Origin of the sequence: Rosistilla oblonga, assembly GCF_007751715.1 — a bacterium.
GTDB classification, from domain to species: Bacteria; Planctomycetota; Planctomycetia; order Pirellulales; family Pirellulaceae; genus Rosistilla; species Rosistilla oblonga.
Window position 1 is genome coordinate 861,610 of the sequence record NZ_CP036292.1, and the last position, 20,530, is coordinate 882,139.

Below are 20,530 nucleotides of genomic sequence, written 5' to 3' on the forward strand. Positions count from 1 at the left end.
TTACGACGAAAAATCGACAGTGGGCCTGTCATAGTGGTGCTACTTTCGTGACTGGAGCTTTTAAAACGAACCTTTCAGGTGGGCAACCGATGCCACCAATCAAGGCGAAGCGAAACCTACATCATATGTCGGGTCGGCGGATGCTGCCAAACCGGTGTGCCGCTAGCAAAAAATGCCCCATCTGCGCACCGCTCCCAACATTTTCAAGGGCTGTCAAAGTACACCGCACCGAATCAAAGGGTCAAGGCCGGAGTCGGTTGGGGAAACCTTGGGAGACTCCGCAAAAAAACAGCAGCAAACCTCTTGTCGATCCGTTATCTTAGAACAGGCTATTAATTTACCCGCCTGCTTGAATCCCACCAAAACTCTCCCCTCTTTCGAAGGAAAGTCTACATGTTCGATCGCCGTCAATTTATTGCCTCTTCCGTTGCGACCACGGTTGCTGCCACCGCGGCGCATTCCAAAGCCTCCGCCGCCGATGCCAACAAGCCTGTTAAAGTTGGCGTGATGGGCCTTTCACGCGGTATGTCGCTCGCCACCGACCTGGCCAAGATGGACGGTGTCGAAGTCAAATATATCTGCGACGTCGACAGCACTCGGCTCGCTTCGGGCGCTGAAAAGCTGGGCAAGATCGCTGGCACGTCCCCCGAAGCGATCACCGATTTCCGCAAGATCCTGGATGACAAAGAAGTCGACGCGTTGGTCTGCGCCGCTCCCAACCATTGGCACGGCCCTGCGACGATCATGGCCTGCAAAGCGGGCAAGCACGTCTACGTCGAAAAGCCAGCCAGCCACAACGCCCAAGAAGGCGAATGGATGATCGAGGCGGCTGAAAAGTACAACCGCGTCGTCCAAGTCGGTACGCAGCGCCGCAGTGCTCCCGAAATGATCCAAGCGATGGAAAAATTGCAATCCGGAGCGATCGGCAAGGTCTTCCTGTCGCGCGGCTATTATGTCAACCAACGCGGTTCGATCGGAAAGGTTGAACCGAGTGCACCGCCAGAAAACCTCGATTACGCGCTTTGGGAAGGCCCTGCCCCGCACCGCGAATACAAATCGAACGTCGTTCCTTACAACTGGCACTGGAACTGGCACTGGGGCGGTGGCGAATTGGCTAACAACGGCGTCCACACGCTGGACATCTGTCGTTGGGGAATGGGAGTCGATTATCCGACTCGCACGACGATCTCCGGCGGCCGCTACTGCTACGACGACGATCAAATCACTCCCGACACACAAGTTGTCGCGTTTGAATTTGGCGATGGCAGCCAGATCACCTGGCAAGGCACCTCGTGCAACAAGCACAACGTCAACCCATTTGTCTCGTTCTACGGAACCGAGGGTTCGATGGAAGTCGACAGCAACGGTGGCTTCAAGTTGTTCAATCGAGCCAACAAGATGGTCGAGGAGGTCAAGGGAACGAACAACGGCCAACTGGCTCACCTGACGAACTTCGTCGACGCGGTTCGCAGCGGCGATGCTTCGACCCTGAACCAACCGATCGCCGAAGGGCATTGCAGCACGATGATGTGCCACTTGGGCGTGATCGCGTATCGCACCGGCCAAGATGTCGTCTCCGATCCAACCAACGGCCACATCCAAGGGCCGCAGGAACAGAAGGCTATGTGGGGACGCGAGTACAACCCAGCTTGGGAAGCTGACGTTTCGAAGATCTAATTCTTCCCGGCCTCTTCCACCTGTAACACTTCCGCTCTGCGACAATCTCTTGTTGTCGCCAACATCGTTACAGGTGTCGCAAACCGACCCGAAGGCAGTCCCCGCGCGGGGGACTGCCACGGTTCTGATTCGGTTCTCTCTTTCGCTGGCGGGTTTGCAAGGTAGATCTTCGTTGGACAACCCAGCGGTCTTGCGGGCTCGCACGAGTCGACGTTGCATCAGGCGAGCCATGGCCGCGGTGGGTCCATTCGAAGCCTCGATGCCTCCGCTCAAAAGCCCAGCGATATCTATGATCCGCGCACTCGATTTTCACAAAGCCTACGATGACACCATCGCGGTGGCAGGTCTCTCCTTTGAAGTCTTGCCCGGCCAAGTCCTTGGACTCGTCGGGCCCAACGGCGCCGGGAAGACGACGACGCTGCGAGCGTTGAGCGGGCTGATTCCGGCGACGCGCGGACGATTGGAAGTCGCTGGGCTGGATGTCGAACAGCATCCGATCGCGGTCAAGCAGCAGACGGCGTATGTCCCCGACGATCCACAATTGTTCGACGACCTGACCGTCGGCCAACACATGGACTTCTTCGCTTCGGTCTACCGCGTCGCCGATGCCGACAGCAAAACACAACAACTGCTGCAGACCTTCGACTTGATCGAGAAGGTTGACCAGCGAGCGAGCGCCCTCAGCCGCGGGATGCGACAAAAACTTGCCGTTTGTTGCGCGTACCTCTATTCGCCGGCGGCGATCCTGTTGGATGAACCGATGACCGGGTTGGACCCGCCGGGGATTCGCAATCTGTTGGAATCGGTTCGCCAGCGAGCGGCCGATGGTGCGGCGATCATGATCAGTTCGCATCTGTTGGCGATGATCGAATCGGTCTGCACCGATGTGCTGGTGTTGGAACGCGGCCGCGCCAAGTTCTGTGGATCGATCGATGCGTTTAAAGCTCGCTTCGAATCGGCCGGAACGCCGGCGTCGTTGGAACAGGCTTTCTTCGCCGCGACGGCTTGCGAGCTGCCGGTGGGAGCAAGTGGATGAACGCGTTGACCTTAGAAGCTTGCTTCCCGCGCAGTCTGCGACAGTTGCTGCAGATGCGAACGGTTGCCAAATTGAACCGCTTGAAACGTCGGATCCTTGCGCCCCGGCGAATCGTGTTGACAGTGCTGGCTGTTCTATTGGGAACGCTGTGGGCCGGGCAGGCGTTGTTGGGAATCCTGATGCGCCCCGCCGCCGATCCCCAGCGATTGCAGTTATGGATCACCAGCGGCTTGGTCCTGTATGCCTATTGGCATCTGTTGCGCGCGGTTTGGAACAGCGAGTTGGCCGGGATCGTGTGGTCGCGTCCCGAGCGCGAACTGCTCTGGACCGCTCCGCTGTCGCCAACGCAATTGATCGGTTACCGCTTGGCCGGCGGCATCGGACCCTCTGTCCTCAAAGCGACGCTGCTGACCGTCGTGTTGCTGCCCGATTCCTCGCGGATCGAACTGACATTTCTGGGGCTGTTGATGGCTCTGGGAATCCTGGAACTGACGCGGATGATCATCGAGATCGGATGTTCGGGATTGTCCAAGGGAGCGTTGTTCCGGTTTCGCATCGGCGTCACCTCCGTCGCGGTCGCGATCGCTGCGTCGGTTGGCGTTAGCGTCTGGTCGAACTGGGATCCCGATTTCGGCATGCCCGCGGTCCAGTTGCCCAACCTGATGCTCGGCGGCCTGGTCGACCTCAGCCAAGGGCCTGTTGCTCGCACGATCGGTTATCCGCTGCGCTACCTCGCCGACATCGCGATCGCCAGTCGCTGGAACCTGACGGTTCTGGTCGGGATCTCGGTCGGGCTGTTAGAAATCGCCGGTTTGGCTGCGATTGTTATCTGGCTGCAGCGGACGATGACCGCAGCCCAATTGCGTCAGCATCGCGAGAGTTACGCAGAGATTCAGTCGAAGCAACCTGTTGAAGTCCCGCAAGCAGAACAGCACATCGAAGCATTTGATAGACGCCGGCGTCTGCCCGCGTGTGCGTCGTTGGGCGGGACCGGCGCCTTGGTGGCTCGGCATGCCGTCACGATGCGTGGCTATTGGTTAACTGTTTTGGCGACCTTGTTTGTTCCGGCTGCTTTTTCGACGTTCCCGATTTGGGTGCTTCCCGCCGATCAACCGGTTCTATTGCACGTGGTCGGATCGCTGATCTTCTACACGCTGCTGCTGGGCCCGCCGGCACTGAAGATCGATTTCCGCCGCGATCTCGACCGGATCCTATCGCTGCGACAGTTGCCGATCTCCGAATTTCGAATCACGATCGGTCAGCTGGCGTTGCCGATCGCCGCCTGTCTGGCGTTTCAGTTGGTTGTGCTGGCGGTGACCGCGGTCACGCGAACTCCCGAGCCGACCAAGCTGATGCTGTCGATGCTGGTGCTGATCCCGGCGACTGTTTTTATCTTCGCCTTGGAGAATGCGATCTTCCTGGCCTTCCCGCAGCGGATTGGTCAGGAGGGGATCGAGGTGCTGATCCGCACGACGCTCGTCTTCACGTTGAAAGGCGTGCTGTTCGTCTTGGGCGTCGCGGCACTGTTGGCTTGGACGATGGGGATCCGCCAGTTTGTCGGCGAGGACTACCAATCGATTGTCTATCGAGTCGGAGGGCTGGCGATTTTGTGGGCCAGCGCCGCCGCGTCGGTTTGGATCACCGCGATTGCGCTTCGCCGGTTCGATCTGTCGGTCGACACGCCCGCGGCGTAAGAGCCCCGCCGGGCGTCGACGTCTTGCTGCCGCCAGCGTTGCTATTTCGCTGGGGCTTCCGCTTTGGCGACGATCTCAAAGTCGAGCGTCGATTGGCCAAACTTCTTCCCCTTGAGGTCCTCGATCGTCAATTGAATGCGATGCGGACCGGGAGCCAATTGTTTGGGCAGGTACAAGCGATAGGCGATGAAATAATCGCGGCGGTAGTTGTTGCAGCTCTGTTTGTCGGCCGGCAACACCTGTTCTGCAACCCGCACGCCATCGGCGTTAAACAGGTCGTAGCTGCCTTGGAAATGGGTCTCGTAGCCGTCGCTGAGTCGTTCGGAGGCGAAGTTGTCGATCTCGCAATAGAGGATCACCTGTTGGCCAGGTTGCAGTTTGTAATCCTTGAAAGGCGTGATCCGGCCGTAGCTTTCGACTTCGGTGCAGAAGGCGATGCTGCTGACGTCCAGTGATTCGGTCGCGGCGGCCAGATGGCCCGATGCGAGCCGCAGGTTCTCGAGAGCTTTCTCCCAACGGCGGGTTCGCGAGGGCGATCCATCGGGATCGACCATGCTCCACATCGTCATCATCTGGTAACGCAGGTAGTCCTGTTCGGCAGCGTTCAGCTGGTCGACCTTTTCCATCGCCTGGTCGGGCTTGTCGGCCAACAGATACAGCATCCGCAGTTTGGCCAGTTGAGTCAGACCGCCGGGCGTGTCGAGCGAGATCTCTTGCTCTTCGTAATGTTTGATCAGCGCTTCGAGATGTTCTTTGGGGTTCATGCTCGCAGCGACGGGAGCCGCGGGAACTTCGGCTTCCAATTGGATCGTTTTGGTTTCCGGTTCCGCGGATGCGGCGGCGGGCGTTGCCGCGGCGACTTGTTCGACGGGAGTGGTTGAATCCGCGGGCGATTCGGCTGGCGGTGGCGTTGCAAAAGCGACAGCCGCTTGCGATTGCTGATCCGGTGCGGTTGCAGTCGCTTGTTGGACGGGATTGTTCGTCGCGGCTACTTGATCGGAAACCGTAGCGACGGTGTGCGCCATCGGCTTGCTTTGCCCCGGTTTCGGGAGACTTATCTCCTTGGCTGGCGTGGGGATCGTCGGGCCGCCGACTTGTCCGGCTGCAATTTGACCAGCAGCGGTTTGTCCGGCTGCAGGTTGTCCCGCAGCGTTGTCGGCTGCTGGCTTGGCCGCTTGAGTCTGTTGCATGTTCCGCACTGCGGCGAGTTGTTGACGGGCGGCAGCCTGGACTTCCGGCGTCGCATTGCTGAATGCTTCGATCAACTCATCCGATTCTTTGTCGGCAAGCGTCGCGGTAGCAGGCATGTTGGCGCTGGGCGGCGCGGCCGGTTTCTGCTGTTGCGCACTGGCAGCCGTTGTGCCCGACGGTCGCGTCTGCTGATTCGGCGAAGCCTGGAACCGTTGCGCGAGCGAGGACAGCAGCCCGTCGGAGGGGGCCGTCGCTGGCTGAACCTCCGCCTGCAACGAACGATCAGGGACGGCGGTTCGGCAACCGGTCGAGCTAATCAGGGTATATAATGTTACCGAACAGAGTGTCATTCGGAGCGTAACGCCGTGCATCCTTGCCTCGTGCGTTGATGGATTGGTAGGAGGCCCCGGAGATGGGGCATTGGGGGAGCGTAAGGAAATCTGGCGGTTTCTTTCAAGATAGATTCAAAATATTTTTTCCCCCGCTCACCAAACCCGCCTGGTTTGTGTCCTTCTGATGAAAGAAAGCTCTTGGTCGACAGCCCGCCATTGACCAGAGGCCCCAATTACACTTAAACCAACACTGCAGGGGAGTTTAGAGCGACGCTCGGCTCCCCCCTCCCCCGGTCTGCCCGCCGTTTGGTGCAGATCGTTTTTTTGGTTGCTTGATAAACGAATGCAAAAATCCCGATGACCCAGACGACCGACGACCTCCGAATCCGCGACCAAAAATCGCTCCGCTCCCCCGCCGACCTGATCGCAGAAATTCCTGTCAGCGAAACCGCTGCCAACACGGTTTATCAAGCCCGGCAGCAATTTCATCAGGCGTTGGAGGGGACCGACGATCGGATCGCTGTCGTCGTGGGGCCCTGTTCCATCCATGATCCCGATGCGGCGATCGAATACGCTGCCAAGCTGCAAAAGGCCCAGCAACGGTTGAGCGACGATCTGCTGGTCATCATGCGGGTCTACTTCGAAAAACCACGGACCACCGTCGGCTGGAAGGGGCTGATCAACGACCCTCGCATCGACGGCAGTTTCGAGATCAATCAGGGGCTGCAGACCGCCCGGAAGTTGTTGCTGGACATCAATGAAGTCGGCGTTCCCGCCGGCGTCGAATACCTCGATCTGATCAGCCCCCAGTACATCGCCGATCTCGTCGGTTGGGGAGCGATCGGGGCGCGGACGACCGAGAGCCAAGGGCACCGCGAACTCGCATCGGGCCTCTCTTGCCCTGTCGGTTTCAAAAATGGAACCGCTGGCAGCGTGCAGATCGCCGTCGATGCGATCGGTGCCGCCCGCAACTCGCACCATTTCCTCTCGGTCGCCAAAGATGGCCGCTCGACAATTTTCCAGACGACCGGCAACGAAGACTGTCACCTGATCCTGCGTGGTGGCAACACGCACACCAACTACGACGCCGCCAGCGTCGATGACGCCGCAGCGTTGTTGGAGAAAGCCGGTCTCGATCCACGGATCATGATCGATTGCAGCCACGCCAACTCACGCAAACGCCACGAACGTCAAGCTTACGTCTGCCGCGACATCTGCCATCAGATCAGCGAAGGAGATCGGCGGATCATCGGCGTGATGATCGAGAGCAATCTGGTCGAAGGCAAACAGAGCAAGCCGGAACAACGCGGCCAAAGCATCACCGACGCCTGCATCGGCTGGGACGACACCGTCACGATGTTAGAACGCCTAGCGACCGCAGCCAAAGAACGTCGCGCCGCGAAATAGCAGGAGTTTGTTGGAATCGCAAAGTTCCAACGGACCGAATGCAAAGGCCCAACGGGCCGGCTCTACGTCAGCCCGGGGCAACGCCCCGGGAAGCGATGCGAACAAAAGGATGCAAAGGCCCAACGGGCCGGCCCCGCGTCAGCCCAGGGCAACGCCCTGGGAAAACGAGGCAATCCAACCCGGTCCACAGGCCCAACGGGCCGGCCCTACATCAGCCCAGGGCAACGCCCTGGGAAAACGAGGCCAACAACCCGGTCCACAGGCCAACAACCCGGTCCACAGGCCCAACGGGCCGGTCCTATGTCAGCCCAGGGCAGCGCCCTGGGAAAACAAGGCCAACAAAACGATGCAAAGCCCCAACGGGGCGGCCCTACATCCAACCGGCCTCGACGTGTCGTAGGACCGCCCCGTTGGGGCTCTGCCGGTGGTGGGCCGATTCGAACCCCAGGGCGTTGCCCTGGGCTGACATATGGCCGGCCCCGTTGGGCCGTTGGGCTCTAGAACTGATAATCGGCTCCGTCGCGGCTGAGTCGACACGATTCGTCGTATTCGGCCATCCGCGTTTTCATCCTCGCCAAAATCTCGGGTTCGGTCGCTGATAGATCGTTTTCCTCGGCCGGATCTTCGGCGAGGTCGTACAGTTCGTATTCGCCGCCGGCAACGGCCCGCTTCAGCAACTTGTAACGGTTCTCGACTAACGCCTGTCCGTCGATGTCTTTATAGAGGCGACGGTAGCCGAAGAATAACGGCGTCGACCGCTGCGTGGCGGTTCCTTTCAGAACGCCCATCAACGACTGGCCGTCGATCGGGCGATCGGCCTTTTTGCCCAGCGACGCGCCAGTCAATTCGACCACTGTCGGAAAATAGTCGACGGTTGCGCAAACCGTGTCGCTGGTGGTGTCGGCTGGAATCTGTCCCGGCCATTCGACAACCGACGGCACCCGCAACCCTCCCTCGTACATCGTGTGTTTGTGGCCTCGGAACGGGCCGGCCGAAGCGACACCCTTCTTCGCCAACGAATCCGATGGGCCGTTGTCGCTGGTGAAAAACAGGATGGTGTTCTTTTCGATGCCGAGCTGGCGGAGTTCGTCGCGGAGCCGTCCGATCTGGTCGTCCATCGCCGTGATCGCACCGTAATAGTTCTGCTTTGCCGTGCCGTTGTTCGGATAGAGTTTGCGGTATTCCGGCCCGGCGATGACAGGTTCATGGGGCGTGTGAAACCAGACGCACGCCAGGAACGGTTGCTGCTTCTGTGCGGCACCGCGGATGAACGGGAGCACTCGGTCCATGATCACCCGGCTGTCGTCGCCTTCCATGTTGTCCGCGACTTCCACGCCGTTGTGAACGTAGGGTTTGCCTCCCTTCCACGGCTCGGGCTCTTTGGCTGAATCCTTCTTTCCCTTCTTCTTGCCGCTCGATTTTTCCGGCGGCGTCTGCGTCGGGTTCCATGTCGGCACCGCGCTGGTCGTCGCGAAGGTTTCGTCAAAACCGTGATGCCACGGTGGAGAATAATAGCCGCGCGGCAGCTGTTCCTCTGGCTTCACCCAGCCCAGGTGCCATTTGCCGAAGAATCCCGTCTGGTATTTTTTCAATCGAGCGACTTCGGCCACCGTCATCTCGCCCCGTCGCATTCCGCCAGTGTGTGCCGCCAACACACCAAAACGCCAGGGATGACGCCCGGTCAGACAGCTGCCACGCGTCGGCGAACAGAGTGGCGAAGCTGTATAGAACCGCGTCAGCCGCATGCCGTTTTTCGCCATTGCGTCCAGATGCGGCGTCTGGATGACGGTGTTCCCGTTGAAGCCGACGTCACCCCAGCCGAGATCATCCGCCATCACGAGGATGATGTTTGGCTTGGTGGGCTCTTCAGACCAAAGGGTGGTCTGAGACATAGCGAGCAGCAACAGCAGCATGAATCGCGTAGACATTGTTGCGTTGAATCCTGGAAAAGAAAGAGAGAAGAGGAAAGTCGCTGGGGCTCAGACTGCGTTCGCGACCCGACCGTTGATTGCGGATCACGGGGCGGTCGATAGCCGTTGCGGCCTTCAGCGTACGATCGATTCTATCCAAGATAGCGAGCCGACGGAGCGGTCGGATCGACAAAAGGAGCCAAGAAATAGGGGAGAGAAGAATGCGCGAGCATACGCGCTGGAGTCGAGGCTTCAGCCGAACGGTTACGGGGGGACGTCGCCTAAAGGCTCTACTCCAACGGCGCTGGAGTGGAGGCTTCAGCCGAATGAATGCTGGGGGACGTCGCCTAAAGGCTCGGCTCCAACAGCGCTGGAGTGGAGGCTTCAGCCGAATGAATGCTGGGGGGACGTCGCCTAAAGGCTCTACTCCAACGGTGTCTTTCCTACAGGTATCCATACCGCTCGAAATATTCGCTCCAACGTTCCTTCAGCACCGCCTCTTGCTCCGGCGGCAGGGAGTGTTTGTTGGTGCGGTAGCTGCGGTGTTGGTTTTCGACCCAGTCCTGCAGCTGTGGCTTCAGCTTGCCGACGAAATCTCCCAGGTTCAGCTTTTCGTAGACGTGGCCTAATTGAGCGACGGGATCGGCGACGAGGTCTTCATATCGAATGTCGATGATCTGATCCTCGGCGACCGCCGAACGGCCGGCGTGGAAGGCTCGGTACATCCGCTCGTGACACTCGAGGACATATTCCTCCAAGTGGTCATAGTTGGGCCGCTGGAAGCATTGCGAGACGTCTAACGATTTCCATAGGCGACACGTCGATGGGAAGATGTTGCGTGGGTCACGCGTGATGTGGATGAACTTGGCGTCGGGGAAAGCCTCCGCCAAGACGGCGATCCGCCCGGTGTGGGTGGGGCTTTTCAAAACCAGCGGTTTCGGAGTCTTGTAGGTCAATGCTTTGAGGAACCCACGCAGACCGTTCACCCAAGTGCGATGTTCCTCGGGCGAGATGTTTGTCCAATCGAGGTAGTTCATGTCGGGCGGAGCTTGACCGGGGAAAGCCATCCGCCGGTAGGGCGATGGCAGGCCGAGGACCAGCAGCGCGAATTCGTCCTCCTGCGGCAAACGCCAGCCGGCCGACATGTTGTCCATCGGGCGTTTGCTCGGCAGCAACCAACTGCCAAACATGTTGAACTGCCACTCGGTGAACAGGAAATGGTGCGGCGCGAAGCACTGGAACGACGTCGGAAATGTCCATTGATCGTCCAGGACCATTAACTCATGCAGCAGCGTGGTGCCGCTGCGCCAATGACCGACGATAAAGACCGGCGGTCCGGCCAGTTTGGTGTTGTCGATTCGTCGGCCGTGGACCAACCGATGCCCCGCCGCCATCACGTCGTTGATCGGGGCGATCCCCGAAATGATCGCCGCCATCGCAAGACGAGATGGCTGGATTTTGAAGTGCCCGTCGCGGAGCAGTTTCCAGTAGGGAGCGGTTCGCATCCCATGCCAGAACCTGGGCGTGTAGAACGGGTACGGGTGAAAATCGTCGGGCTTCGGCGACGCGGACGATTTTGCAGCAGCGGGTGCGTGTTCGCTCAAGATGATTGAATGCGGGTTGCAGGGAGAGACGGCGGGCCAAAATCTGATCGTAGTTGTCGCCCAGCGGATTTGCTAGGCGAGCTTGGTTTTCACTTCCCCCGGGGATCGGGCTCCGGGCGACTTGCAGTATACTGAAAACGTGAACTCCCAACCCTCGAGGCCCGTTGGATGTCGACCACTCCATCGCATCACCCATCCACCGCCCATCCGCTGCTGCGTCGCGTCCGAGGGCTCTCCTGGCAGGCCCACGGTTTACTGTTGATTCGTGCGATCGCGATCGTCGCGGCGTCGTTGATCCTGTTGGCGATCGGGCTTGGCACAATCGATTGGCTAGTCCGCTCCCGTAGCTTGGGGTGGCGTTGGCTCTCGACCGGTCTGCTGGTCGCCGCTGCGGTCGGGCTCGCCTGGCGTTGGCTGGTCCCCGCGATCCGGCTGCGACTGCGAGGGACCGATGTCGCTCGGCAAATCGAAGCTGTCTTTCCCGCACTGGGCGATCGGCTCAGCAGTAGCATCGACTTTCTCGAGTCGCCGCGTCCTTCGAAAAGCCACCTCGAAGCCGCCGTCATCGATCGCACGACTCAGGATGTGCAAGGTTTATCGTTTGCAACGGCACTCAACCTCCGGCCGACCCTCGCGGCGTTGGCCGCCGCCGCGGCGATTGCTGCCGTTTTGAGCGGCCTGTGGTTCCAGGATTCCGCCACCGTTTCGCACGCCGCCGCCCGACTGGCTCAGCCCTGGCGACAACTCGATTGGCCGCGACGCCATCATTTGCAGATCGATCCGTTGCCCCAAGTGGTCCATCAAGGAGACAGCTTGGAAGTTGTCGTCCGCGATCCGCAAGCTGATCTTCCATCCGATGCGGTCGTGTTGGTGCGAACGCCCGCCGGGACGCAGAGGCTTGCGTTGCAGCAGGCCGGGTACAGCGGAGTCGCCCGCATCGAGAACGTGCAGACCCGATTGGAGATCCGCGCGACCGGAGGGGACGACGACACGTTCGACTGGCAAACGGTGGACGTGGTCCAGTCGCCTGAGATCACGCGCCATCAATGGACGCTCACCCCGCCCGAATATACCGGCAAACCCGAGCGGACGATCGAAGCCCTGCGATTCGATGTCGTCAGTGGAACGCGGGCTGGATTGGAACTGAGCCTATCCAAACCGATCGCCGAAGCGAGGCTGAGTCAGTCGACCAGCAACTCATCCGATTCGGGAACCGCAAGCGCAGGAAACCTGTCCGACGATGGACTGATCGTCCTCTTCGAGCCGCTGGAATTGACCGAGGATCGCCAGTTTCAGATCGAATGGACCGACGTCGACGGTCTGCCGGGGAGCTTTGCACAAGAGTGGACGATTCGTGTCGTTGCCGATTCGCCGCCGCAAGTCGCTTGGTCCGAAGCGACCCGCGTTTCGATGGTCACGCCCGGCGGAGAGCTTGCGTTGAACTGGACGGCGGAGGATGACTTTGGGCTGACCGAAACCGGGGGCCGCTGGAATCGACCCGGCCGGTCCGCTGCGGAGGACGCGTCGGAAGCTTCCGACTTTGCCGTGCAAACGCTAGCGGAGATCGAGCGGACGACCGACGGCAAGGCGATGTTCAAGCCGTCCGATTGGAAGCTGCAAGCGGGCGAAACGGTTGAGCTGACCGCGTGGGCGATCGACCAACAGGGGCAGCGAGGTGTCAGCCCGACGCTATCGTTGGCGATCGTTTCCGAAGCGGTGATTCGACAGCAGGTCGCCGAAAATGAAAACACGATCGTGGAGAAGCTGCGCGACGCCACCGTCGAACAACGATCCGCTCGTGATCAAGTTCTTGCCGCCGCGGCGGAGCTGGAGCCGGATCAGGACCGCGCCGCCGCAGCCCAACGCGTCGACTTTGCAGCGACCACGCAACAGCAATCGCGTCGCACGTTGCAAGAGACCGGCGGCGCGATCGATCTGGCCAGGCAAGCGGTCGAACTGCTGGAGAGCAACGGTCTGGTGGACGCCGATTCGCAACGCCTGAGCGATTTGCTGGCCGCGCTGTCGGAGTTGGCGGATGGGGATTCCAGCGAGATCGTCGATGCGATCGCCAGCGCCACCGACGCGATGGAAGACGAGGTACGCGACGCGGCAGCGACTTCGAAACTGAAGCAGCAATTAGATCGGATCGGCCAACAGCAACTGGAGGTCGTCGATCGGTTGGAGTCGTTGGCGGGAGAGCTTGTGAAACGCGATGCGGTTCGCGACCTGTCGCGTCAGTTGGACGATTTGTTATCGGATCAGCAGCGGTTGCAAACCGAAACCGCCGATCTCGATGCGACCGATGATTCGGCAAAGGACTCGCGCCAACAGACGCTTGGCAATTCGCAACAAGAACTGTCGCGGCGAGCTGCACGCTTGGCGGCGGAGATCGCCGAAACCGCAGCGGATCTCCCCGACGAACAGGCTCCGTTTGCCGATCGATTACAACGCGCTGCGGATCGTTTGAACGAGGATCAAGTGGTCGGGCAGATGCGGTCGAGTGCCGAGGATTTGAAGTCGGGACGGCTGGGGCAGTCGATGGAGAAACAATCGCAGATCCAGCAGGCGTTGCAGTCGACTCGGGCGGCACTGGAAGGAAGCGATCGCAGCCGCGAAGAATCGATGTCCGACGCGATCCAGGCTGCGGCCAAGGACTTGGAAGACGCAGCCGATCAGCAGCAGCAGATCGGTCGGCGCTTGGAGGATCCGCAGGAGGAGGCTGCCGAGTTAGCTGAGGATTGGAAGCAGCTGGCCGAACAGACCCAGCGGTTGCGTTCGCAAGTAGAGCGATTGGGTGCCGAGCAGGCGACCGATCGGATCGACCAAGCATTGGAAGCTCAATCGCAAGGCCAACAGCAATTGCAAACTGGCGATCGGGAATCGGCACAGCGATCGTCGCAGACCGCTCAGCAGCAGTTGGACGATGCCCGCGAGCAACTGGCGCAGCTGCAGAAGCAAGTCGACGCCGACCAGCAGCGGAAAAAGATGTGGGCGTTCATCGAACAGTTGGAAGGGATCTTGGCCGACCAGCGGGCGTTGATCGCTCGGATCGAAGCGGCCGAATCGGGAGGGCTCGGCGATCTGGCCGCGACCGAAAAGCAACTGGCTCAGCGCGTGCAAGCGATCTCGCCGATGGTAGCCGAGCTGGCCGGGTTCGACTTTGTCATGTCCGGTGCCGCCGATGATATGAACCGCGCTGCGGCGATGCTTGCACGGGACGATCAATCACCGGCGGTGATCGACGCGGCGCAAGGGGCGCTCGCGAGATTGGAACAAGTGCTCGAAGCGGTGATGCAGCAGATGCGTCAGCCCCCTGGAAACGAACCGACCGATCCGTCGCAGCAAGATCCGCAACAGCAGCAGGATGGACCGGACGACAACGAAAATGGTCAGCCGTCGATGGCCAGTTTGCGGCTGTTGTTGGGGCTGCAGGAATGGTTGTTGGATCGAACCGCGGCGGTCGAAGCGATCGATCCGGTCGACGAGGCTCAGCGAAACTACAAACAGCAGGCGATCCGCCAGTTAGCCCAGCGGCAGCAAAAGCTCCGCGATCAGTTTCAATCGCTATTGGAACAAGCTCCCGCCCCCGCGGCCGACAAAGAGGGCGACGGGATCTAAGCTCGCCACTGACTGCGATAGACCACGACTGACGGACACTCCAAGGGGCGTCAAAGGGCTAAGGATTGCTCGTGGTCGACTTCGAACTGGTTGGGAGTTCGGTAGCCAAGGGTTTGATGAATTCGCGTGGAGTTGTAAAACGCTTCGATGTATTCAAATACGCTGCTTCGGGCATCGTTGATATCGGCAAATGATTCAAATTTAGTCCACTCATGTTTCAGGGACCAAAAGAATCGTTCCATCACGGCGTTGTCGTAACAACATCCAGTGCGGCTCATCGAGCAGGTGATGCCGAGAGTCTTCAGCGTACGTTGATACTCGCTGCTGGTGTACTGGCATCCACGATCGCTGTGGTGAAGCAGGTTCGCTGTGTCGGGCCGTCGATTTGCGATCGCTTGCCTCAACGCATCTTCGACCAGAGGCGTTGCGAGGCTTTCGGAAATCGACCATCCAACCACTTTGCGGCTAAACAGATCGAGCACAACAGCAAGATAGATCCAGCCGTTGGCCGATGGCAAATAGGTGATATCGGTTACCCATTTGCGGTTTGGTCCTTCCGCCTCGAAGACCTGGTCGAGTAGATTCGGCGCCGGGACTTTGGTTGGATCGGCGACTGTGGTCGTTGGAGTAAAACGCTTGTGGACCTTGCTTTTTAGGCCCATTTCACGCATCGCCTTGGCAACCGTATTGCGACTTGCCGACTCGAGCTGCGCGTCGGCCTGCATCAGTTCGGCAACCTTGTAGCTTCCATAGATCTGCTTTGAACAGGCGTGCACTCGCTGAACATCCGCGCGAATCTTATCCGTTCTTTGCTTGCGTGCACTTGGCTCGCGCACGTACCAGGCGTAATAGCCGCTCCTGCTGACACGCATCACTCGGCACATGGTCTGAATTGGAAACGAGTCGCGATGTTGTTTGATCCAGGCGTACTTCATTTCGACTCCTTCGCAAAATACGCCGTGGCTTTTTTTAATATGTCTCGTTCCATTTCGGCCTGCAGCAGCGCCTTCTTCAGGCGACGGTTCTCGGCAATCAGCGCATCGTTGCTTGAGCCGACTGAAGCGGGGATCGCACTGGCGTCAAATTTCTTGATCCAATCGCGGATGCTCCTCGGAGCCACTGCAACTGCATCGGCGGCCTGTTTGATCGTGTAGCCCTTCTTCGTAACGAGCTCCACGGCACTGCGTTTAAACTCGTCCGAATGCACACGTCGCGGCTGTTTAGGATTCTCTGGCATTGTTTTCTCCTGGGAAGATTCTGAGTAATCCTTGGAGTGTCCGCCAGTCGTGGTCTATCGCAGACCATACCAGCACGAAGCGCAAGCGAGCGAAAATCCATACTAGCACGAAGCGCAAGCGAGTGAAAATTCATACTAGCACGAAGCGCAAGCGAGCGAAAATCGGTCCAGTCGCCATACTAGGACGAAGCGCAAGCGAGTGAAAAAAACGCCCCGATCGAGTCAACTCGTGCTTACAAACGCAACCAACAACCGTCCCGTCGCCTCATTTGACGCACGACCTTTTGCGGAGTGGAACGCGGCGGTGCGATGATCGCCCGTGTGTGACAACCGTTCACTCGCTTGCGCTTCGTGCTGGTATGGGGGAGGGGATCACTCGCTTGCGCGTCGTGCTGGTATGGGAGGGGGGATCACTTGCTTGCGCTTCGTGCTGGTATGGGGGAGGGAATCACTTGCTTGCGCTTCGTGCTGGTATGGGAGAGGGATTCACTCGCTTGCGCTTCGTGCTGGTATGGGAGGGGGGGCTTTGGCTTAGCGGTTTTGCGAGAGCTGAGTGCCGCAGCGGTCGCAGAATTTGGCGTCGCTGTCGTTGACGGCGCCACATGATCCGCAGGTCGACAACACCGCGGTCCCACACGAATCGCAGAACTTGGCGTCTTGATCGTTTGCCGTTCCGCAGCTGGGACAGGCCACGGACGACTGGCGGGCGGACTGGTTCAGTCCCGCGCCGATCGCCGAGGCGACAGCTTGCACGCCACCGCGCGTCTCTTCGGCCATATAGTTGAAGGTGTCTTTGCCGACCGGCGCGATCTCCCCCGCCTGGTATCGCGTGATCGCCCCCATGAACCCATATCCGCTCATCGCGCTGCCGACGAACATCAGTGGCATCCCGACAAAGCAGCACCAGAAGAATCGTGGCGGGCCAAAGCTGCCAAACGACATAAAGAAGCTGGCCATGCCGACGATCGTGAACAACGCGCCGACGCCAAAGATTAAAGGGCCGATCTTGCGTAACAGCTGCCGCGTTTTCAGATGACCAGGATTGATTCGCTCTTCGTCCGACATCGTTTTCTCCAGTGGGTGTACTTTGGATTCGCCGACTGTAACCCAATCTTGGCGACGCGACCAATAATTCGGTGAAGGGCGACCAGTGTAGATCACTGTTTCAATTTGAGCTTTCAGCCGCCATGGGCTGCCGCGACGTTGTCCAACGGAGCCGGACGTTAGCACGTGGCGGCGAATCCGCCTAAGAGCAAGCAGGCACCGTGTCTCGCCAAGAGGTCGCAGATTGCATTTCGACGACTCCACTAAACACTCTACTGTAAAAAAAACTTTACAGCAGGTTGGGCAAGTGTACGTATGTGTAGTACTTCTTTGTTTCTTGTGAGGAGGAAGGACGCTCTCGCCTAATTTTTCCTTGGTTTTAGAGCGTGTGACAAATCCTCGATGCGCCCGTTTCTTTGTGGGTGTGCAAGTTGCCTAACGGACTGGTCTGTGTGGATTCCCTTGCCCTACGCTCGTCACGTTAGTAGTATGTCTATCCTCTTCGCGGGTGGTCTATTTATTGAGGAATCATTCTTTCCCGCGATTCTACGTTTCTCTCCTTTCATTGGAATTTACAACTATGAAACGCAAAGGGTTCACCTTAGTTGAGTTGTTGGTGGTGATTGCCATCATTGGAATCTTGGTGGGGCTGTTGCTGCCGGCCGTTCAAGCGGCTCGCGAAGCGGCTCGTCGGATGCAGTGCAGCAACAACCTGAAGCAGCAAGCTTTGGCGATGCACAACTACCACGACACGTACAAAAAGCTGCCGCCGATGTACATCCACGACACAGCGGTCACCGACGATGGTGGACACTGGGCGTGGTCGTCCTTCCTGCTGCCATTTATCGAACAACAACCGCGTTACGACGCGTTGGAAGTTGGAACCGCCAAGGCGCGTGTAAAGATCACCACAAATCCCGAGCTGTTTCAAGCTCCGATCGACGGTTATCGCTGTCCTTCGTCGAGTGGACCAGACGTTCATGTTCCCGGAACCGATCCAGGGTACTGCATCGATGACACCTCGCAGAACAACACGGGGTTGGCGGTTACTAACTACATCGTCGTTTCCAATATCGCCAATCTGCGTATGAAACGGGCTTCGAACATGACCGACGGCCTGACCGGCGCGATCGGCATTTTCTCGCGTGGAATCGGGCGAGAGCCAACTGCAGGTCTCAGCGACATCCTCGATGGCACGTCGAACACCCTGATGATTGGGGAGCGTTTTCATACACGCACCGGCGGAATTCGGATGTCGGGTGGAACGATGCTTGTAGTACGGGACAACATCGACAAGGGGCCGACGGCTCATGACAACCCGGGCAACTCAAGTTGGAACCAAGGGATCATGACGCTGGCCGGAAGCGTTCGCTATCCAATCAACGTCGTGATGTCGCCCAGTGAAAACGGCAGTTCGGAAAAGAAGATGGCTTTCAGCAGCTTGCACCCAGGTGGAGCACAGTTTGCGGCAGCTGATGGTTCGGTTAAGTTCATTTCGGATACCGTCGAATTGAGCAACGGCAACAACGGCGGTGGTTGGACTGTCGACAGCGTGCTGGAAGCTCTGATCGGTATGCAGGACGGCGTCCCCGCTTCGCTGTAGTCCCTGCGTTTGCTCGCTTTAATTACTGAGGTGCCCGTCTTGTGGCGTTGTCGCAGGGCGGGCACTTTTTTTCTATAGTTACTCGAATTGATGGATGTATTGAGATGATGAAGAACTGTAAAAACTTCGTGGCGAGCGGCCTGTTGGCAGCATTGGGGATTGTGACGATGGGCTGTGGTAACTCGGGATTGCCACCGTTGGGGACCGTGCATGGTACCGTTACTGTCGCAGGTCAACCGATCGAAGGAGCCGCTATCGAGTTCACTCCTGCAAACGGACGCCCTTCGGTGGGTGAGACCGATGCCGCTGGTAACTACAACCTGATGTTTACCTACGATGCGGATGGGGCATTGGTTGGCAAACACACGGTTCGCATTACTACTGCGCGAGCAGGAGTCATGTCCGAAGGGGATGGGCCTTCGGTCGAAGCCCGCGAAGAGATGTTGCCAGCCAAATACAACGAGGCGAGCGAGTTGACGGTCGACGTGGTCGCCGGAGACAACACCTTCGATTTTGATCTCGAAGGTAAGTAGCGTCGCGTCCTGTTTCGTGCGATCGGATCTATGGCTTGACCGCGGTCAGCCAGATCTGGTCGAGCGTTTGCTCGGTTCCGGCGACCGTGAAGGTCGCCGCTAGTTCCCGTGGCTTATCGCCAGCGATTCGGCCGACGATTCGGATCGGGCCAGAGAACGCAAGACTCTCTTCTCCGCTGACGCTGATTTCCAGCTTCACTTCTTTTGCCGTCGCTCCTTTGGCAGCGGACGTTGCCGTCGTGGCGGTCAGCGTTTCGGGCAGCCCTTCGATCGAGATCGCGATCTCGTCGCTACAGCCCCGCTCGCGAGCGACGGTGATCGGGAGGGTCAGTTTCTCTTTCCCTTTGACCACAAACGAATCGGCGGCAACGGTCAGCGCGAAGCTGGGTGGTGAATCGTCGATCGTCATTCGGTAGGCGAAGCGCGGCCCGCCATTGCCATAGAGATCGCGGACGGCCAGTTCGTAGCGTCCGTTGGCGGGAATCGTGTGCCGCAGTTCCGAATCGCGGCGGCCGCTGGAATCGTCGACCTCCGCCAGCTGTTTGCCTTTTTCATCGAAGAGCGTAACGACCGGATCCAGCAGATAGCCCAGCGAATCGGATTCGACGCGGCATCGCAACGTCTGCCCCTTCTTCGCGTCAAAGGTGAACTTGTCGACTTCACCCGCCGCGGAGATTTGATCCGATATGACCACGGGCCAGGCGATCGGTGCGCCTTCGGTGTGAGTTGCCGGATCGAAGACGGGGATGCTCGATCGGACGACTTCGACAAACGAGGCGAGTTCGGGATGCGCCACAAATTGCCGCTCGCCGGGGATCGCCGATGGCGTCACGCTAGCGGCGGTGTCGGGGATGTTCCAGCCATGCAGTTGGATCGCGCTGTCGGTTTCCGTGTCGATCGCCATCGGGCTGCAGTGGTCGACGAAACCGGCGGTCGTTAGGGTCAGTCGATAGATATAGGATTTGCTGCCCGAGAAATTGATCGTGCTGTTGGGAGTCGCGGGAAAGGCGAACAGGCCGACGCTGTAGGTTCCGTCGGCGGGAGCTTCGAACACGATCTGCGGATCGTTGCCGACGTTGTCATCGTTTTGTGCGACGACAAATCCTCGGGGATCGGCGACTTGCAGCACCGCATCCATCGGCGAACCCAGACGGTTGTGGGCCTGCAGCGATGCGACAAGCGTTTGCCCTTTTTTCATCGGGATCGCAAATCGATCGACCTCGCCCGTCTTGTGCAGCACGCCATCGACGACAGCATTGCCATCGATTGGTTGCGCTTGTTCGGGCGTGTTGTTCGGTTCGACTTCATCGACCGCCGGCAGCGAATCGACAAGGAACGGTCGCACGACCGAAGCTCCTTCGGCATCGAACAGCCGGATGAAATAGACGCCGGCTGCATCGGCGCCCGCAGCGATCTCCAGCTTCCCTTTGTCCTTCGCGGGCGTCACCGTCAGGCCTTCGCGATCGACCCAGACTTTCGGGGGCCAATTCGAAAACGTGCCGGCGGCGGTGACGGTTCGCGTCGCCTCGCGACCGGCGCCCGCCGGGAACAGACTGTCCATTTTCGGCGGGGCCGCGAGAGCGGAAAGGGATTGGCTGGCAGCCAGGATCAGGGCAAGAGTTCGCATGCTGAAGGGACTTTCGA

Annotated in this window: 14 protein-coding genes; 7 read left to right on the forward strand and 7 right to left on the reverse strand. The window is 59.2% G+C overall.

What is annotated here, in order from left to right:
• The first annotated feature begins 393 nt into the window (after positions 1–393).
• The 3 genes from CA51_RS03075 (at position 394) to CA51_RS03085 (ending at position 4,407) form a co-directional block, all read left to right on the forward strand.
• Positions 394–1,677, forward strand: a complete 1,284-nt coding sequence (locus CA51_RS03075; protein ID WP_145117683.1) for a Gfo/Idh/MocA family protein — start codon at positions 394–396, stop codon at positions 1,675–1,677.
• Positions 1,678–1,966: 289 nt separating this feature from the next.
• Positions 1,967–2,713, forward strand: a complete 747-nt coding sequence (locus CA51_RS03080; protein ID WP_145117685.1) for an ABC transporter ATP-binding protein — start codon at positions 1,967–1,969, stop codon at positions 2,711–2,713.
• Positions 2,710–4,407, forward strand: a complete 1,698-nt coding sequence (locus CA51_RS03085) for a hypothetical protein (RefSeq protein ID WP_145117687.1) — start codon at positions 2,710–2,712, stop codon at positions 4,405–4,407. Before CA51_RS03080 ends, CA51_RS03085 begins: the two co-directional genes overlap by 4 nt.
• Positions 4,408–4,448: 41 nt before the next feature.
• On the opposite strand, the gene CA51_RS03090 is transcribed toward CA51_RS03085, so the two are convergent.
• Positions 4,449–5,714 carry a hypothetical protein gene (locus CA51_RS03090; RefSeq protein WP_145117689.1) on the reverse strand — a complete coding sequence of 422 codons (1,266 nt, stop codon included), beginning with the start codon at positions 5,712–5,714 and terminating at the stop codon, positions 4,449–4,451.
• A 573-nt stretch (positions 5,715–6,287) separates the two neighbouring features.
• On the opposite strand from CA51_RS03090, the gene CA51_RS03095 reads away from it, so the two are divergent.
• A complete protein-coding gene (locus CA51_RS03095; RefSeq protein WP_145117691.1) occupies positions 6,288–7,337 on the forward strand; it encodes a 3-deoxy-7-phosphoheptulonate synthase in 1,050 nt (349 codons plus the stop codon).
• Between the two features lie 497 nt (positions 7,338–7,834).
• Here the strand turns inward: CA51_RS03095 and CA51_RS03100 are convergent, their stop codons facing one another.
• Together CA51_RS03100 and CA51_RS03105 are read right to left on the reverse strand one after the other, a co-directional pair.
• On the reverse strand, positions 7,835–9,265 hold the full coding sequence (locus CA51_RS03100; protein ID WP_145117693.1) for a sulfatase family protein: 1,431 nt from the start codon (positions 9,263–9,265) through the stop codon (positions 7,835–7,837).
• Between the two features lie 425 nt (positions 9,266–9,690).
• A complete protein-coding gene (locus tag CA51_RS03105) occupies positions 9,691–10,851 on the reverse strand; it encodes a sulfotransferase family protein (protein ID WP_231745968.1) in 1,161 nt (386 codons plus the stop codon).
• A 168-nt stretch (positions 10,852–11,019) separates the two neighbouring features.
• Between CA51_RS03105 and CA51_RS03110 the strand changes: the two genes are divergently transcribed.
• The gene (locus CA51_RS03110; RefSeq protein WP_145117695.1) at positions 11,020–14,469 is read left to right on the forward strand and encodes a DUF4175 family protein; all 3,450 of its coding nucleotides are present in this window, start codon (positions 11,020–11,022) and stop codon (positions 14,467–14,469) included.
• Between the two features lie 50 nt (positions 14,470–14,519).
• Here CA51_RS03110 and CA51_RS03115 read toward each other — a convergent pair whose 3' ends face one another.
• The 3 genes from CA51_RS03115 to CA51_RS03125 form a co-directional block, all read right to left on the reverse strand.
• Complete coding sequence (locus tag CA51_RS03115) at positions 14,520–15,404, reverse strand: IS3 family transposase (protein WP_145117697.1); 885 nt, start codon at positions 15,402–15,404, stop codon at positions 14,520–14,522.
• Positions 15,401–15,706, reverse strand: a complete 306-nt coding sequence (locus CA51_RS03120; protein ID WP_145117699.1) for a transposase — start codon at positions 15,704–15,706, stop codon at positions 15,401–15,403. Before CA51_RS03120 ends, CA51_RS03115 begins: the two co-directional genes overlap by 4 nt.
• A gap of 531 nt (positions 15,707–16,237) precedes the next feature.
• Positions 16,238–16,771 carry a zinc ribbon domain-containing protein gene (locus CA51_RS03125; RefSeq protein WP_145117701.1) on the reverse strand — a complete coding sequence of 178 codons (534 nt, stop codon included), beginning with the start codon at positions 16,769–16,771 and terminating at the stop codon, positions 16,238–16,240.
• A gap of 559 nt (positions 16,772–17,330) precedes the next feature.
• On the opposite strand from CA51_RS03125, the gene CA51_RS03130 reads away from it, so the two are divergent.
• Positions 17,331–18,353 (forward strand): DUF1559 domain-containing protein, encoded by a 1,023-nt coding sequence (locus tag CA51_RS03130; protein WP_197451553.1) that lies wholly within the window; start codon positions 17,331–17,333, stop codon positions 18,351–18,353.
• 104 nt (positions 18,354–18,457) lie between these two features.
• Positions 18,458–18,886, forward strand: coding sequence for a carboxypeptidase regulatory-like domain-containing protein (locus CA51_RS03135; protein ID WP_145117705.1), 429 nt, complete (start codon positions 18,458–18,460; stop codon positions 18,884–18,886).
• Between the two features lie 28 nt (positions 18,887–18,914).
• Here CA51_RS03135 and CA51_RS03140 read toward each other — a convergent pair whose 3' ends face one another.
• Positions 18,915–20,513 carry a PPC domain-containing protein gene (locus CA51_RS03140; RefSeq protein ID WP_145117707.1) on the reverse strand — a complete coding sequence of 533 codons (1,599 nt, stop codon included), beginning with the start codon at positions 20,511–20,513 and terminating at the stop codon, positions 18,915–18,917.
• Between the last annotated feature and the right edge of the window lie 17 nt (positions 20,514–20,530).

Coding starts and splice junctions, on each gene's coding strand:
- CA51_RS03100 (WP_145117693.1), bottom strand. CDS start 9,265: ATGTCTACGCGATTCATGCTGCTGTTGCTGCTCGCTATGTCTCAGACC.
- CA51_RS03075 (WP_145117683.1), top strand. CDS start 394: ATGTTCGATCGCCGTCAATTTATTGCCTCTTCCGTTGCGACCACGGTT.
- CA51_RS03135 (WP_145117705.1), top strand. CDS start 18,458: ATGATGAAGAACTGTAAAAACTTCGTGGCGAGCGGCCTGTTGGCAGCA.
- CA51_RS03085 (WP_145117687.1), top strand. CDS start 2,710: ATGAACGCGTTGACCTTAGAAGCTTGCTTCCCGCGCAGTCTGCGACAG.
- CA51_RS03115 (WP_145117697.1), bottom strand. CDS start 15,404: ATGAAGTACGCCTGGATCAAACAACATCGCGACTCGTTTCCAATTCAG.
- CA51_RS03110 (WP_145117695.1), top strand. CDS start 11,020: ATGTCGACCACTCCATCGCATCACCCATCCACCGCCCATCCGCTGCTG.
- CA51_RS03140 (WP_145117707.1), bottom strand. CDS start 20,513: ATGCGAACTCTTGCCCTGATCCTGGCTGCCAGCCAATCCCTTTCCGCT.
- CA51_RS03120 (WP_145117699.1), bottom strand. CDS start 15,706: ATGCCAGAGAATCCTAAACAGCCGCGACGTGTGCATTCGGACGAGTTT.
- CA51_RS03125 (WP_145117701.1), bottom strand. CDS start 16,771: ATGTCGGACGAAGAGCGAATCAATCCTGGTCATCTGAAAACGCGGCAG.
- CA51_RS03130 (WP_197451553.1), top strand. CDS start 17,331: ATGAAACGCAAAGGGTTCACCTTAGTTGAGTTGTTGGTGGTGATTGCC.
- CA51_RS03095 (WP_145117691.1), top strand. CDS start 6,288: ATGACCCAGACGACCGACGACCTCCGAATCCGCGACCAAAAATCGCTC.
- CA51_RS03090 (WP_145117689.1), bottom strand. CDS start 5,714: ATGCCTGCTACCGCGACGCTTGCCGACAAAGAATCGGATGAGTTGATC.
- CA51_RS03080 (WP_145117685.1), top strand. CDS start 1,967: ATGATCCGCGCACTCGATTTTCACAAAGCCTACGATGACACCATCGCG.